Origin of the sequence: Pseudomonas sp. NFX15 (assembly GCF_049132105.1) — a bacterium.
Taxonomy (GTDB): domain Bacteria; phylum Pseudomonadota; class Gammaproteobacteria; order Pseudomonadales; family Pseudomonadaceae; genus Aquipseudomonas.
In genome coordinates, this window is sequence record NZ_JAFMPV010000007.1 from 19,355 (window position 1) to 33,700 (window position 14,346).

Consider the following 14,346-nt stretch of genomic DNA (forward strand, 5'->3'; position numbering starts at 1 on the left):
GACCTCCATCGAATCTGTTCTTTTTTAGTGTCCAGGAGCCTCCATGAAAGCCATTGCCTACTACGCCTCGTTGCCGATCAGCGACGACAACGCCCTGCAAGACATCGAGTTGCCGGCGCCGGTGGCCGGCCCTCGCGACTTGCTGGTGGAAGTCAAAGCCATCTCGGTGAACCCGGTGGACACCAAAGTGCGGCAGAACGTCCAGCCTGAAAACGGCGCGGCCAAGGTGCTGGGTTGGGACGTGGCCGGCGTGGTCAAGGCCGTGGGCAGTGACGTGTCGCTGTTCAAGGTGGGCGACAAGGTGTTCTACGCCGGTTCCATCGCCCGTGCGGGCGGCAACAGCGAATTGCACGTGGTGGACGAGCGCATCGTCGGCCATATGCCCAAGTCCCTCGGTTTCGCTGAAGCCGCTGCCCTGCCGCTTACCGCGATCACGGCCTGGGAGTTGCTGTTCGAACGCCTGCAAGTGCGTGAAGGGGAAACCGATGAAGGCCAGAGCCTGTTGATCGTCGGCGCGGCCGGCGGCGTGGGCTCGATTCTTACGCAACTGGCCAGCCAACTGACGGCACTCAAGGTCATCGGCACCGCCTCGCGTGAGCAGACCCAAAACTGGGTACAAGAACTGGGCGCCGACCTGGTAGTCGACCATAGCCAGCCATTGAGCGAAGCGCTCAAGCGTGCCGGTATCGAGCAGGTGACCCACGTCGCCAGCCTGACCCAGACCGACCAGCACCTGGACCAACTGGTCGAGGCACTGGCGCCCCAGGGCAAACTCGCGCTGATCGATGACCCCAAGTCGCTGGACGTGACCAAGCTCAAACGCAAGAGCCTGTCGCTGCACTGGGAGTTCATGTACACCCGTTCACTGTTTGAAACCGTGGACATGATCGAGCAACACCACCTGCTCAATCGCGTCGCCGGGCTGATCGATGCCGGTACCCTGAAAACCACCGTGGGGGAACATTTCGGCACGATCAATGCGGCCAATCTGCGCCGAGCGCATGCCCTGCTCGAAAGCGGCAAGGCCAAGGGCAAGATTGTGCTGGAAGGGTTCTGAAGCGCGGAAGGAAACCCTCGCCTTATGCTTTTTTTATCGACGACCGGGATGTCCCGGTCGCCGATCATCGCCCGCTGATGCACTCGAAAAAACCGTATTTTTTTTTCGTTACAAACCGTCAGTCTGACAGTTGTCCCTTGTCACAATGGTGATCGGATAGGGGACTACAATCGAATCTCCTGCGAGGCATTCTTTTGCGTAACGTCTTTTACGAGAGGAGATCGGCGATGAAGATCCTGATAAAAGAAATGGCAAAATCCCAGTGGCAAGTGCGCCTTGACCAACATGCTGTGACGTTTCGCAGCGAAGCAGAAGCTCGCGCGTTTACCCGCACCCTCGAAGCCCGCATCCAGGCCCCTCACCAGATCCCCGTCCTTCATCCGCAGCGTGCTGCCGGTTAACCCCGGTCTCCCACCTGGGTTTGCGCCAGCGCCCGGGCATTTTGCAAGCGCCGGGTGAGCATCGCTGCGCTCACTACGAGAACCCCGCACAGACTGATGACCATGGCCATCGGGACGGCGCTGCCATCGTGCAATACGCCGACCAACGCCGAGGCACCCGCGGCCACACTGAATTGCAGACAACCGAGCAACGCCGAGGCGCTGCCGGCCCGGCCGCCCTGCCCGCTCATCGCGCAGGCGGCGGCGTTGGGGCTGATGCAACCCAGGCTGGCGATACAAATGAACAGTGGAATCAGCAGTGGCAACAAGTGTGTCGTGTGCAAGGCGCTGACCGCGAGCAAGGCCAGACCGGCCAGCAGATACACCCACACGGCGCGCACCAGCAAGAATGCAGGGCCACGCTTGGCCAGCAACCGCGCATTGACCTGAGCCACCAGAATGAAGCCCGCCGCATTGGTGCCGAACAGCCAGCCGAAATGCTCGGCCGGCACGCCATAGAGCTTGATGATGATGAAGGGCGAACCGGCGATGTAGGCAAACATCCCGGCGATGGCGATGCCGCCGGTCAGGGCATGGCCGAGAAAGATCGGGTCGGCCAGCAACCGCCCGTACTGGTTCAACGCGCCCGACAGCGGCTGACGCGGAAGGTGGGCGGGCAAGCTTTCCGGCAGCCCCATCGCAACCGCCAATCCCGCCAGCGCACTGAAACCGGTCAAGGCGAGGAAGATCGATTGCCAGCCCGTCGTGTTGACCATCAAGCCACCGAGCAATGGCGCGAGAATCGGCGCCAGCCCCATCACCAGCATCAACTGCGAAAAGACTTTCGCCGAACCCACCGCATCGCATTTGTCACTGACCACCGCCCGGGAAATCACCATCCCCGCACAGCCGCCCAAGGCCTGGATGAAACGCGCACCGATTAGCCAATCCAGGTTCGGTGCATAGGCGCAGGCGACCGAGGCGAGGGTAAACAGCCCGACACCGATGAGCAGCGGGATGCGTCGCCCGAAGCGATCCGCCACCGGCCCGTAGGCCAGCTGACCAATGGACAAGCCGAGGAAGTACGCCGCCAACGTCATTTGTACGTGATTTTCGTCGGTGCCAAAGGCCAGTGCCATGGCCGGAAACGCCGGCAGGTAGAAGTCGATCGCCAGCGGACCGAAAGCGCTCAAGGCGCCGAGAATCAAAATGGTACGGAAGTTCATCAGGCATCCAGTTGGACAGAAGTCGGGGCAGCCCGACAGTCTAGCCGCGCAGGGACGCCTTGAACATTCCGGTAGCTCGCTAACTATTAAAATCAGGCCAATTTGATGCCGTAGCCCTCTTCGCTGACCGCCTCGATGACTTGCTGGGCGGTCAAGGCACTTTCGACGCCCACCTCTTTTGCTGCCAGGTCGACCCGCACGCTGGCTGCCGGATCCTTGGCCTGGACCGCTTGGGTGATGGCCTTGACGCAATGACCGCAAGACATGCCTTCAACCGTGAACACTTGCATGGGATGACTCCATTTCCGGGGTTTGAAGCAAGTTTGGAGCTTGCCACCATGGCAAGGTCAAGTTCTGGACGTCGCTGCCGGGCTGGCAATCGGCGCCGGGCTCGGCCAAGCTGCGTCCATCAATGACTCGAATTCAGGAGATTCAGCCATGCGCTGGTCAGTTTTCAGCCTGTTTGGCTTTCTCAGCCTTTTCGCCGCCGTCCCTTCGGTCAATGCCGCCCAGGATTATGGCGTGCTGATCATTTCCCGCGAACGCCTTGAAGTCGCGACCAGCTGCGAGATCGGTGTGTACATCCAGGATCAACTGGCGGCGCGGTTGTTTCAGGAGCAGAGCACGTCGTTCAACCTGCCGCCAGGCAGGGTGTCGCTGCGTCTGAAACTGCTGCCGGGCCAGGTCCCGGGCTGCAACGCGGGCATGCTGGCCCCGGGCTCGCAGGACATCGTGCTCAAGGCCGGGGACATCCTCAAATACCGGATCGCCATGACTCAGGAAGGGATGTACCTGAAACGTACCGGGCTCGGCTACTGATACACATCCCTTGTAGGCGCGAGCCTGCTCGCGAAGCCGTCATATCAGTCGACACAAATGTTGCATGACACACCGCTTTCGCGAGCAGGCTCGCTCCTACAGGGGATCAGCGGCGGGTTCAAGATTGGTGCTTGACCTTGCCGGCATGGCAAGGTTGATCCTGTGGTCATCTACTACAGGGAGTGCGACCGATGTCCGAATCCACCACGTTCGACCTGCCGATTGCCGGCATGACCTGCGCCAGTTGCGCCGGGCGTGTCGAGCGCGCCTTGAGCAAAGTCATCGGCGCCAGTGCCGTCAGCGTCAACCTCGCCACTGAACAAGCCCGAGTCCAGGCACCCCACGACAGCCTGCCCGCGTTGGTGGATGCCGTGGCGAAGGCCGGCTACAGCGTGCCGCAACACAGCCTGGAATTGAATATCGACGGCATGACTTGCGCATCCTGCGTCGGTCGCGTCGAGCGGGCGCTGGGCAAAGTGGCGGGCGTCAAAAGCGTCAGCGTCAACCTGGCCAACGAACGCGCCCACCTTGAGTTGCTAGGCCAGGTCGATCCGCAGACCCTCGTCGCCGCGGTGACCAAGGCGGGCTACAGCGCCAGCGTTTGGCAAGCCGAACACCCGTCGACCGACAACCAACAGCAACGCCTGCACCGTGAGCGCCTGGCCTTGATCATCGCCATTGCCCTCGCCTTGCCGTTGGTGTTGCCGATGCTGCTCCAACCGTTCGGCGTGCACTGGATGCTGCCGGCCTGGGCGCAATTCGCCCTGGCCACGCCGGTGCAATTTATCTTCGGCGCACGCTTCTATGTCGCCGCGTGTAAAGCCGTGCGCGCCGGGGCCGGCAATATGGATTTGCTGGTGGCCCTGGGCACCAGTGCCGGTTATGGCTTGAGCGTGTACGAATGGGCCAATGCCTCCGGGCGCATGCCGCATCTGTACTTCGAAGCATCGGCAGTAGTGATCGCCTTGGTGTTGTTGGGCAAATACCTGGAAAGCCGTGCCAAGCGCCAGACCGCCAGTGCCATCCGCGCCCTCGAAGCCTTGCGCCCGGAACGGGCGATTCAGGTGATCGAGGGTCGCGAGCAAGAAGTCGCCATCAATGCCCTGCGACTCGATGACCTGGTGCTGGTCAAACCTGGCGAACGCTTTCCGGTGGATGGCGAAGTGGTCGAAGGCCAGAGCCACGCAGACGAAGCGCTGATCAGCGGCGAGAGCCTGCCGGTTCCCAAGCAGCCCGGCGACAAGGTCACCGGCGGCGCGATCAACGGTGAAGGTCGTTTGCTGGTACGGACCCAGGCCCTCGGCGCGGAAACCGTGCTGGCGCGGATCATCCGTTTGGTGGAGGACGCCCAGGCCGCCAAGGCGCCGATCCAGAAACTGGTGGATAAAGTCAGCCAGGTGTTCGTGCCCGCGGTGTTGTTGATCGCGTTGGCGACCCTGATCGGCTGGTGGCTGTATGGCGCGCCGATGGAAACGGCGCTGATCAACGCCGTGGCGGTGCTGGTGATCGCCTGCCCTTGCGCACTGGGCCTGGCCACGCCGACGGCAATCATGGCCGGCACCGGCGTGGCGGCGCGCTACGGGATTCTGATCAAGGACGCCGAAGCCTTGGAGCGCGCCCATGAAGTCAGTGCCGTGGTGTTCGACAAGACCGGGACCCTCACCTCTGGCGCACCACGCATCGCACATCTGAGCGCCGTCGACGGTGATGAGGCGAGCCTGTTGCAACTGGCCGGCGCCCTGCAACGCGGCAGTGAGCATCCGCTGGCAAAGGCCGTTCTCGATGCCTGTGCCGAACGTGGTTTGAACGTGGCCGATGTGACCGACAGCCAGTCCCTGACCGGTCGCGGGATTGCCGGCAGCCTCGAAGGGCGTCGCTTGGCACTGGGCAACCGGCGCGTGTTGGAAGACTGCGGTCTGAACGCTGGTCCGCTGGCCGATTCGGCCGCCCAGTGGGAAAACCAAGGCCGGACCTTGTCCTGGCTGATTGAGCAAACACCGGCACCACGGGTGCTGGGCCTGTTCGCTTTCGGCGACACGCTCAAGCCCGGCGCGCTGCAAGCGGTGCACCAACTCAGCGCCCGGAACATCAGTAGCCACTTGCTGACCGGCGACAATCGCGGCAGCGCCAGGGGCGTGGCCCAAGCGCTGGGCATCGACGATGTGCACGCCGAAGTGCTGCCGGCGGACAAGGCCGCCACGGTCGCCGCCCTGAAAAAAACCGGTGTGGTGGCGATGGTCGGCGATGGCATCAATGACGCGCCGGCACTGGCCGCCGCGGACATTGGCATCGCCATGGGCGGTGGCACCGACGTTGCCATGCACGCGGCCGGTATCACCCTGATGCGCGGCGACCCACGGCTGGTGCCGGCCGCGCTGGAGATCAGCCGCAACACCTACGCGAAGATCCGGCAGAACCTGTTCTGGGCCTTCGTCTATAACCTGATCGGTATACCGCTGGCGGCGTTCGGCTTCCTCAATCCAGTGTTGGCCGGGGCGGCGATGGCGTTGTCGAGCGTCAGCGTGGTGAGCAATGCGCTACTGTTGAAAACCTGGAAACCCAAGGACCTGGAGGACAACCGATGAACATCGGCCAAGCGGCCCGCCACAGCGGCCTGAGCGCAAAGATGATCCGTTATTACGAGTCCATCGGTTTGCTCAAGGCGGCCCATCGCACTGACAGTGGCTACCGGGTGTATGGCGACGACGACCTGCACACGCTGGCGTTCATCAAGCGTTCGCGGGACCTGGGGTTTTCCCTGGAAGAAGTCGGCAAGCTGCTGACCCTGTGGCAAGACCGCCAGCGCGCCAGTGCCGACGTGAAGGCGTTGGCCCGCCAGCACATCGATGAGTTGAACCAGAAGATTCGCGAACTGGGGCAGCTGCGAGATACGTTGCAGGACCTGGTCGAGCACTGCCAGGGCGATCATCGGCCGGATTGCCCGATTCTGAAGAATCTGGAGTCGGGGTGTTGCGCCCCACCTACCAACCACCGCAACCCCCTGTAGGAGTGAGCCTGCTCGCGATAGCAATCTGCCTGACACCTCAATGTTGAAAGTGCCGACGCTATCGCGAGCAGACTCACTCCTACAAGGGATTTGGGTGGCGCACAAAAAAACCGGCCGAAGCCGGTTTTTTTTTAGCAGATCACTGCATCCACGGTGGCGGCGGTTCTTCGGTTTTGCCAGGTGGTGCATCATCTGCCGTGCGGGCCGCTTGCTTGCGCTCTTCGTCAAGGCGCGCGGCCTCGATTTCGCGCATGATGCCGCCGACATCCGCCAGCTCTTCCGTGTCGGCAAACTCGCCGGTCAGGACGCTGGCCGGGTGCAAGGTGCCGGCCTCGTACAAGGCCCACATTTCCTTGGCGTACTTGGTCTTCTTCAACTCCGGCGCAAAGCGCCCGAAGTAGGACGCCATGTTGCCCACGTCCCGCTCCAGCATGCTGAACGCGTGATTGTTGCCCGCCGCATCCACCGCTTGCGGCAGGTCGATGATGACCGGGCCGGTCGGCGTCAGGAGCACGTTGAACTCCGACAGGTCTCCGTGCACCAGACCGGTACACAACATCAGCACGATCTGCGAAATCAGGTACGCGTGATACTCGCGGGCCTGATCCGGTTCCAGCACCACATCGTTCAGACGCGGCGCAGCATCGCCGTACTCATCGGCCACCAGCTCCATGAGCAGCACGCCTTCGAGGAAATCGAACGGCTTGGGCACCCGCACGCCGGCACTGGCCAGACGGAACAGTGCCGCCACTTCGGCGTTCTGCCAGGCGTCTTCGGTTTCCTTGCGGCCAAACTTGGAACCCTTGGCCATCGCCCGGGCCTGACGGCTGTTGCGTACCTTGCGGCCTTCCTGATACTCGGCCGCTTGACGGAAACTGCGTTTATTCGCCTCCTTGTAGACCTTCGCGCAACGTAACTCGTTGCCGCAGCGCACCACATAAACAGCTGCTTCTTTACCACTCATGAGTGGGCGCAGCACCTCGTCGACCAGACCGTCCTCGATCAGGGGTTCAATGCGTTTTGGAGTCTTCATCAGCTTTTATTATGGGTCCTTTATTACCAAACACGCGAAAGTCATTCGTTATACGGCAATCCATCCACGGGGGGGAGGGGTTGCCGACTTATGAATCTTGCAGATGCACACATTGTGCCCAATTCAGCGGAAAAACCGACGACCGTCACGGCTGCTGAAGATCATAGCCGAGCCTGCGCTGCTTGTTATGCAGGGGGCATCGAGGGCAATTGCGACAGAAACTGACACCACCACCCTACCTTCCGTAGGAATTTTCCCAACAGCCCTCAATTTCCTCCGACAACAGCCGAAGCCCTGAGTGACAAAGTGATTTGTCCGACAAGCGCTGCCCCAACAAAGGCACTGCCGCACTCAAGGATCCGGGTTGACCAAGAACGTTTACGGCTGCCAATAAACCGCGAGTCATCTGCACTGCGTGGGCCTACAAGAAAATCTGGAGCGCGGATGAACATCAAACAGAAGTTGACCTGGGCGTTTGCAATCATCGCCTGCCTGCCCGTGGTGCTGGTCGCCACCCTCGTTGTGCTGAACCTGCGCAGTGATGCCAAGGACGGATTCGTCGACAGCAGCGGTCGCGAAATCCGCCAGGTCAGCAATGCCATGCAATTGTTCTTCGACGGCATCAGCCAGAACGTTGAATACCTGGCCAAACAACCGCTGATCAAGAATTCCGACGACAGCCTCAAGACTTACATGGCCGCCAATGCCGACAGCATTCCCCAAGGCGAGATGGACAAAAAAGTCTTCGGTTTTCTGCAGGACCTGGGCAACGCCCACCCTTCCTATGCCTACGCGATTCTCGGCACCGCCGCCGGTGGCTACGTGTCGTGGCCGGACGATGCCAAGCTGGCCAACTACGACCCGCGCCAGCGTCCGTGGTACAAGGCGGCCCAGGCCAAACCGGGCAAGCCGTTCCGTACCGAGGCCTATTACTGGGCCGAAAACGATACGGCCTACGTCAGCACCGTGCGCACCATCGATAACAAGCTGGGCACCAACGGCGGCGTGGTCAGCATCGACGTGTCGCTCAAACAGCTGACCGAACTGGTCAAGCAGATCAAGCTCGGCGAAACCGGCTACCTGATGCTGCTGGAAAACACCGGCACCGTGCTGGTCGATCCAAAGCAACCGGAGCATAACTTCAAGGCCTTGGGCAGCCTCGGCGACGGTTACGCACAACTGGCCAAGGCCGGCAAAGGCTTGGTCGAAGTCGAACTCAACGGCGAGCGCTACATGGCCAACGTCTGGCCGTCCGAGCAGTTGGGCTGGACCTTTATCGGGCTGATCAAGCAGAGCGACGTGATGAGCACCGCGACTCAGCTGACCTGGTTGATCGCCATCATCGCGGGCGTGCTGGCGGTGATCTTCGCCGTCGTCGGCGCCAGTTTCGCCAGCGTCATCGTGCGACCGATCCGAAGCGTGGCCGACGGCCTCGAAGGCATCGCCCAGGGTGAAGGCGACCTGACCAAGAACCTGGAAATCCGTGGCAGCGACGAAACCGCGCAACTGGCCAACTGGTTCAACCAGTTCCTGACCGCGATTCGCAACCTGATCCAAAGCATCGGCGGCGCGGCGGGCAAGATTCTCGCCACCTCCAAGAGCTCGACCCAAGTCTCCAGCGACATGGCCGAAGCTGCCGGTCGCCAGCGTGAAGCGGTGGACATGGTGTCCACGGCGTTCCACGAAATGGTCGCCACCGCCAACGAAGTCGCACGCTCTTGCAGCCAGGCGGCAGAGTCTGCGGACAGCGGCCAGCGCCAGGCGCGTGAAGGCCAGCAGCAGATCGATGCCGCGGTGAACAGTGTCGACCGCCTGAGCCAGGAAATCGAACAGTCAGCCCAGTCGATGCAACAACTGGAGCGCGACAGCAACGACATTCAGTCGATCCTCGGAACCATTCGCTCGATCGCCGAACAGACCAACCTGCTGGCGCTGAACGCGGCGATCGAAGCGGCTCGCGCCGGTGAACAGGGTCGTGGTTTTGCGGTGGTCGCCGACGAAGTGCGGGCCCTGGCCAAACGCACCGCCGACTCCACGGCAGAAATCGACGGGCTGCTGGGCAACCTCGCCAAACGCACCAGCCAGGTGACCCAGCAGATGCACGCCAGCCTGGAAGTGTCCCAGCAATCGGTGACGCGCATCGGTGAAGCGCGCAACAGTTTCGGGCAGATCCGCGAGTCGGTGGACGTGATCCGCGACATGAACACGCAGATCGCCACCGCAGCGGAACAACAACATCAGGTGGCCGAAGACATCAACCGGCACATCAGCCAGATCCATGGCGATGCGCAACTGGTGGCGGAACTGGCCAACTCGGCACGCCTGGATTCGCAGAGCCTGGCCGGGTTGTCGAATGAGCTGGACGGGTTGGTGCGCAGGTTCCGTACCTGATTCGTAACCACACCCAAAAACCCTGTAGGAGCGAGCCTGCTCGCGATGAGGGCATCAGCTTCAACATCCATGTTGACTGATAGGCCGCCATCGCGAGCAGGCTCGCTCCTACAGGGGTTATTGCTCAGCGTTCGATAATGGCCGTCACGCCCTGCCCGCCCGCCGCACAGATCGAAATCAACCCCCGCCCCTTGCCCGCCGCATCCAGCAACTTCGCCAGGTTGGCGACAATGCGCCCGCCCGTGGCGGCAAACGGATGCCCCGCCGCCAGTGAACTGCCCTTGACGTTGAGCTGGCTGCGATCAATCGAGCCCAGCGGCGCATCCAGTCCCAGCCGCGTTTTGCAATACTGCGGATCTTCCCAGGCCTTGAGCGTGCACAGCACTTGCGCGGCAAAGGCTTCGTGGATTTCGTAGTAGTCGAAGTCCTGCAAGGTCAGGCCATTGCGCGCGAGCAAGCGCGGTACGGCGTAGACCGGCGCCATCAACAAGCCTTCCGCGCCGTTGACGAAATCCACCGCCGCCGCCTCGCCGTCGCGCAGGTACGCGAGGATCGGCAACCCGCGTTCCTTGGCCCACTCCTCACTGCCCAGCAGCACCAGCGACGCGCCATCAGTCAGTGGCGTGGAGTTGCCCGCCGTCAGGGTGCCCTTGGCGCTTTTCTCGTAGGCTGGCTTGAGTGCGGCGAGTTTTTCCAGGGTCGAATCCGGGCGCAGGTTGTTGTCACGGGTGAGGCCCAGGAACGGCGTCATCAGGTCGTTATGCCAGCCTTCGGCATAAGACGCCGCCAGTTTCTGATGGCTTTCGAGCGCCAATTGATCCTGGGCTTCACGGGGGATGTTCCAGGTCTGCGCCATTAGTTCGCAATGCTGGCCCATGGACAATCCGGTGCGCGGCTCGCCGTTACGCGGGAACTCGGGGACCAAATGCTTGGGGCGCAGTTGCAGGAAGGTTTTCAGTTTGTCGCCGGTGGTTTTGGCGCGGTTGGCTTGCAGCAGGATTTTGCGCAGGCCTTCATTAACACTGATGGGCGCATCGGACGTGGTGTCGACGCCACCGGCGATGCCGCAGTCGATCTGGCCCAGGGCAATCTTGTTCGCCACCAACAGGGCCGCTTCCAGACCGGTGCCGCAGGCCTGCTGGATGTCGTAGGCCGGGGTGGCCGGCGATAGCCGCGAGCCGAGTACGCATTCGCGGGTGAGGTTCATGTCTCGCGACAGCTTGAGCACCGCGCCGGCGACCACTTCGCCGATGCGCTGGCCGTGCAGGTTGTAGCGCTCGATCAGGCCTTCGAGGGCGGCGGTGAGCATCACCTGGTTACTGGCCGTGGCGTAGGGGCCGTTGGAACGGGCGAACGGAATCCGGTTACCGCCGATGATCGCGACGCGGCGCAGCTGCTGGGTCATGAAAAGCTCCTGAAAAATGATTCAAATCGAAAACCGCCCCTGTAGGAGCGAGCCTGCTCGCGATGGCGGCCTGTCGGCTACATTGATGGCGACTGACTTGTCGCCATCTCGAGCAGGCTCGCACCTGCACTTTAACCAAGCGTAGGCCTTATCTCGTGGATCGAACGACTGATCGCCATTCGTGGTCCACACTTTGAACCCCAGCTTTCGGAGCGCGTTCCATGTCTGACCGGTATATCGACTTCGCCAATTCATCCATCGGCCATCGCGTGGTGGGCGCCCTTGGGTTGCCGGCGCCGACCCGGCTGGAGCGCTGGCAAGCAGGCCGGCTGCGGCCCGTGGAAGGCGCGCTGCTGATTGGCGGCGGGCCACTGGCGGAGAATGTCAGCGCTTTCGCCAACCGCCTCACCGACGCGATCTACAGCTACGGCACCGAGCCATCGATGGCCACCGCGTGGATCCCCGGCCACGGCCCGAAACTCAAGGCTGTGGTGTTCGACGCCAGTGACCTGCTGCACACCGATCAGCTCAAGCAGTTGCGCGAGTTCTTCCAGCCGCTGATTAAGAACCTCGATCACTGCGCGCATCTGGTGATTCTTGGGCGCGACCCGCAAACCCTGCGCGACCCGTTTGCCGCCAGTGCGCAGCGGGCCCTGGAAGGTTTCAGCCGTTCGCTGGCCAAGGAGCTGCGCAGCGGCGGCACCCTGCAATTGGTCTATGTCGGCGAAGGGGCCGAGGATCAACTGGAAGGCCCGTTGCGGTTTTTCCTCTCGCCGAAAAGTGCCTTCGTGTCCGGCCAGGTGATTCGCCTGAACCCTTGCGCGACGCCCGTCAGCGATTGGACGCGCCCGCTTGCCGGGCGCAAGGCACTGGTGACGGGTGCAGCACGCGGTATTGGCGCGGCCATCGCCGAAACCCTGGCCCGTGACGGCACCGAGGTCATCCTGCTCGACGTGCCGCCGGCCAAGACCGATCTGGATGCCCTCGCCGCACGCCTCGGCGGGCGCAGCATCACCCTCGACATTTGCGCCGAAGACGCCGCCACGCAGTTGATCGAACAATTGCCCGACGGGCTCGACATCGTGGTGCACAATGCCGGCATTACTCGCGATAAAACCCTGGCCAACATGACCCCGGAATTCTGGGACGCGGTATTGGCGGTCAACCTCAACGCACCGCAAGTGCTGACCAAGGCCCTGCTCGACAGCGGCACCCTGCACGACAACGGCCGGGTGATTCTGCTGGCGTCCATCAGCGGTATCGCCGGCAATCGTGGGCAAACCAATTACGCCGCGAGCAAGGCCGGGCTGATTGGCCTCGCGCAAGCGTGGGCGCCGCTGCTTCACGAGCGCGGTATCAGCATCAACGCCGTAGCACCGGGCTTCATCGAAACACAAATGACCGCGCACATTCCCTTCGGCCTGCGCGAAGCCGGACGACGCATGAGTTCGCTGGGCCAGGGCGGCCTGCCGCAAGACGTCGCCGAGGCTGTGGCCTGGCTGGCGCAACCAGGCACTGGCGCGTTCACCGGGCAAGCGTTGCGCGTGTGCGGGCAAAGTGTCCTGGGGGCTTAGCATGATCACCGACTGGCACACTCTGAATCGCGAACCCGGGTTGCCGGGGTTATATGCACGGGCCGCGACCCGGCGCAAGATCACCGGCACGACCCTGCCCGAGGCCGGTTTGCGCTGCTGGGTCGATGTCGACCCCAAGCGGCTGGCGGCGTATCGCAAGGTCTGCGGTTTCGCCGACAACGGCCTGCTGCCGCCGACCTTTCCGCACATCCTCGGCTTTGCCTTGCAGATGCAATTGCTCACGGCCAGGGACTTCCCGTTCCCGTTGCTGGGACTGATTCACCTGAGCAATCGCATTCATGTGCTGCGCCCCATGGGCGGGGTGAATCGGGTGCGCGTCAGCGTCCAGGTGCAGAACCTGCAACCCCATGCCAAGGGCGCGACGTTCGATTTGCTGACCACCCTCGACGATCAGTTGGGGCCCTTGTGGGAGGCAGAAAGCCGGATGCTCTGTCGCGGGGTCAAGCTCGAAGGTGAAGCGCTCGACGATGACCTGGCAACGAGCCTGGCCCTGAGCGAAGTCGAGCGCTGGAAAGCGCCTGGGGACATTGGCCGGCAATACGCCAGGGTGTCCGGCGACTACAACCCGATCCACCTGAGCGCGGCCAGTGCACGCCTCTTCGGTTTCCCCACCGCCATCGCCCACGGCCTGTGGAACAAGGCGCGCACGCTGGCGGCACTGGCCGGGCATCTGCCGGCGGCAAGCGTCGAGATCATGGTGCAGTTCAAAAAACCGGTGCGGCTGCCCTCCGAAGTGGCGTTGCTCGCCAGTGCGCCCGGTTCCAGCGGGGATTTGCAGTTGCTCGGCGCGGGCGATCTGGAGCACATGGTCGGGCACTGGCGGCCGCTGGCCTGACAGGCTCGTGCCGGCGTAGCTCACCTGTAGGAGCTGGCTGGCCAGCGAAGCGGCCGGCACGTCCAACATTGTGGCTGGCTGGACGCTTTCGCTGGCAAGCCAGCTCCTACAAGGGATCGTGGGGGAATTGAGGATTTAACCGTGGACCAGATACATCTGTGGCTGCGGAAACAGGGTGTTCAAGGTCTCCAGCAGCCGTACGTGGTAAATCGGCTTGCGGAAAAGGTCCAGCACCTGCAGCCGCAGCATGTCGCTGACGTCATCCATGTCCGCATGCCCCGACATCACGATCACCGGCAAATGCTGGCGCGAGGTGTGTTCGCGCAAGCGCTTGATCAACGACATGCCGCTCTCCTCCGGCATGCGCAAATCGGTGATCACCAGGGCGATATCGGGGTGCCGGGTCAGGTGTTGCAACGCAAGCTTGACCGAGGTGGCGGTAAAACAATTGAAGCCCTCGCCTTCCAGCAGCTCCGCCAACTCCAGTAATGCGTCCTCTTCGTCATCCACCAGAAGCAGCTGTTGGCGTGGCTGTGCGAGAGCGTTCATGAGGCAATACCTGCGATGGACGAAGCGCTGACGTTAGGATCCGTTTGAA

The 14,346-nt window shown here is 62.4% G+C and carries 13 protein-coding genes and 1 pseudogene; 9 read left to right on the forward strand and 5 right to left on the reverse strand.

Annotated features, from left to right (window positions below; translation table 11 throughout):
* Positions 1-43: 43 nt before the first annotated feature.
* Both J1D76_RS09815 and J1D76_RS09820 read left to right on the forward strand, forming a co-directional pair.
* Complete coding sequence (locus tag J1D76_RS09815) at positions 44-1,057, forward strand: zinc-binding alcohol dehydrogenase family protein (protein WP_421138118.1); 1,014 nt, start codon at positions 44-46, stop codon at positions 1,055-1,057.
* A gap of 227 nt (positions 1,058-1,284) precedes the next feature.
* Complete coding sequence (locus J1D76_RS09820) at positions 1,285-1,458, forward strand: hypothetical protein (protein ID WP_421138119.1); 174 nt, start codon at positions 1,285-1,287, stop codon at positions 1,456-1,458.
* On the opposite strand, the gene J1D76_RS09825 is transcribed toward J1D76_RS09820, so the two are convergent.
* The gene (locus J1D76_RS09825) at positions 1,455-2,663 is read right to left on the reverse strand and encodes a multidrug effflux MFS transporter (RefSeq protein ID WP_421138120.1); all 1,209 of its coding nucleotides are present in this window, start codon (positions 2,661-2,663) and stop codon (positions 1,455-1,457) included. The genes J1D76_RS09820 and J1D76_RS09825 overlap by 4 nt on opposite strands.
* Positions 2,664-2,755: 92 nt before the next feature.
* Positions 2,756-2,953, reverse strand: a complete 198-nt coding sequence (locus J1D76_RS09830) for a heavy-metal-associated domain-containing protein (protein WP_421138121.1) — start codon at positions 2,951-2,953, stop codon at positions 2,756-2,758.
* 148 nt (positions 2,954-3,101) lie between these two features.
* Between J1D76_RS09830 and J1D76_RS09835 the strand changes: the two genes are divergently transcribed.
* From J1D76_RS09835 to cueR, 3 genes are all read left to right on the forward strand, one after another.
* Positions 3,102-3,482: a hypothetical protein gene (locus tag J1D76_RS09835; RefSeq protein ID WP_421138122.1), complete on the forward strand. Its 381-nt coding sequence runs from the start codon at positions 3,102-3,104 to the stop codon at positions 3,480-3,482.
* A gap of 191 nt (positions 3,483-3,673) precedes the next feature.
* The gene (locus J1D76_RS09840) at positions 3,674-6,067 is read left to right on the forward strand and encodes a heavy metal translocating P-type ATPase (protein WP_421138123.1); all 2,394 of its coding nucleotides are present in this window, start codon (positions 3,674-3,676) and stop codon (positions 6,065-6,067) included.
* Positions 6,064-6,489: a Cu(I)-responsive transcriptional regulator gene (gene cueR / locus J1D76_RS09845; protein WP_421138124.1), complete on the forward strand. Its 426-nt coding sequence runs from the start codon at positions 6,064-6,066 to the stop codon at positions 6,487-6,489. The genes J1D76_RS09840 and cueR overlap by 4 nt, the downstream gene beginning before the upstream one ends.
* Positions 6,490-6,628: 139 nt before the next feature.
* Here cueR and J1D76_RS09850 read toward each other — a convergent pair whose 3' ends face one another.
* A complete protein-coding gene (locus tag J1D76_RS09850) occupies positions 6,629-7,522 on the reverse strand; it encodes a PA4780 family RIO1-like protein kinase (RefSeq protein ID WP_421138125.1) in 894 nt (297 codons plus the stop codon).
* 444 nt (positions 7,523-7,966) lie between these two features.
* Between J1D76_RS09850 and J1D76_RS09855 the strand changes: the two are divergent.
* Positions 7,967-9,055, forward strand: a pseudogene (locus tag J1D76_RS09855) (cache domain-containing protein); the annotation flags it as partial.
* A gap of 129 nt (positions 9,056-9,184) precedes the next feature.
* Entirely contained in the window at positions 9,185-9,913 is a 729-nt protein-coding gene (locus J1D76_RS09860) for a methyl-accepting chemotaxis protein (RefSeq protein WP_371317838.1), read from the forward strand.
* A 124-nt stretch (positions 9,914-10,037) separates the two neighbouring features.
* Here the strand turns inward: J1D76_RS09860 and J1D76_RS09865 are convergent, their stop codons facing one another.
* Entirely contained in the window at positions 10,038-11,318 is a 1,281-nt protein-coding gene (locus tag J1D76_RS09865; RefSeq protein ID WP_421138126.1) for an acetyl-CoA C-acetyltransferase, read from the reverse strand.
* Between the two features lie 221 nt (positions 11,319-11,539).
* Here J1D76_RS09865 and J1D76_RS09870 point away from each other — a divergent pair, with 221 nt between their 5' ends.
* Positions 11,540-12,892: a 3-oxoacyl-ACP reductase gene (locus J1D76_RS09870; RefSeq protein WP_421138127.1), complete on the forward strand. Its 1,353-nt coding sequence runs from the start codon at positions 11,540-11,542 to the stop codon at positions 12,890-12,892.
* Position 12,893: 1 nt separating this feature from the next.
* Positions 12,894-13,748, forward strand: coding sequence for a MaoC family dehydratase (locus J1D76_RS09875; protein WP_421138128.1), 855 nt, complete (start codon positions 12,894-12,896; stop codon positions 13,746-13,748).
* A 135-nt stretch (positions 13,749-13,883) separates the two neighbouring features.
* Here the strand turns inward: J1D76_RS09875 and J1D76_RS09880 are convergent, their stop codons facing one another.
* On the reverse strand, positions 13,884-14,297 hold the full coding sequence (locus J1D76_RS09880; protein ID WP_421138129.1) for a response regulator: 414 nt from the start codon (positions 14,295-14,297) through the stop codon (positions 13,884-13,886).
* Positions 14,298-14,346 lie beyond the last annotated feature (49 nt).

Coding starts and splice junctions, on each gene's coding strand:
- J1D76_RS09870 (WP_421138127.1), top strand. CDS start 11,540: ATGTCTGACCGGTATATCGACTTCGCCAATTCATCCATCGGCCATCGC.
- cueR (WP_421138124.1), top strand. CDS start 6,064: ATGAACATCGGCCAAGCGGCCCGCCACAGCGGCCTGAGCGCAAAGATG.
- J1D76_RS09840 (WP_421138123.1), top strand. CDS start 3,674: ATGTCCGAATCCACCACGTTCGACCTGCCGATTGCCGGCATGACCTGC.
- J1D76_RS09850 (WP_421138125.1), bottom strand. CDS start 7,522: ATGAAGACTCCAAAACGCATTGAACCCCTGATCGAGGACGGTCTGGTC.
- J1D76_RS09825 (WP_421138120.1), bottom strand. CDS start 2,663: ATGAACTTCCGTACCATTTTGATTCTCGGCGCCTTGAGCGCTTTCGGT.
- J1D76_RS09865 (WP_421138126.1), bottom strand. CDS start 11,318: ATGACCCAGCAGCTGCGCCGCGTCGCGATCATCGGCGGTAACCGGATT.
- J1D76_RS09830 (WP_421138121.1), bottom strand. CDS start 2,953: ATGCAAGTGTTCACGGTTGAAGGCATGTCTTGCGGTCATTGCGTCAAG.
- J1D76_RS09820 (WP_421138119.1), top strand. CDS start 1,285: ATGAAGATCCTGATAAAAGAAATGGCAAAATCCCAGTGGCAAGTGCGC.
- J1D76_RS09875 (WP_421138128.1), top strand. CDS start 12,894: ATGATCACCGACTGGCACACTCTGAATCGCGAACCCGGGTTGCCGGGG.
- J1D76_RS09835 (WP_421138122.1), top strand. CDS start 3,102: ATGCGCTGGTCAGTTTTCAGCCTGTTTGGCTTTCTCAGCCTTTTCGCC.
- J1D76_RS09860 (WP_371317838.1), top strand. CDS start 9,185: ATGGTGTCCACGGCGTTCCACGAAATGGTCGCCACCGCCAACGAAGTC.
- J1D76_RS09815 (WP_421138118.1), top strand. CDS start 44: ATGAAAGCCATTGCCTACTACGCCTCGTTGCCGATCAGCGACGACAAC.
- J1D76_RS09880 (WP_421138129.1), bottom strand. CDS start 14,297: ATGAACGCTCTCGCACAGCCACGCCAACAGCTGCTTCTGGTGGATGAC.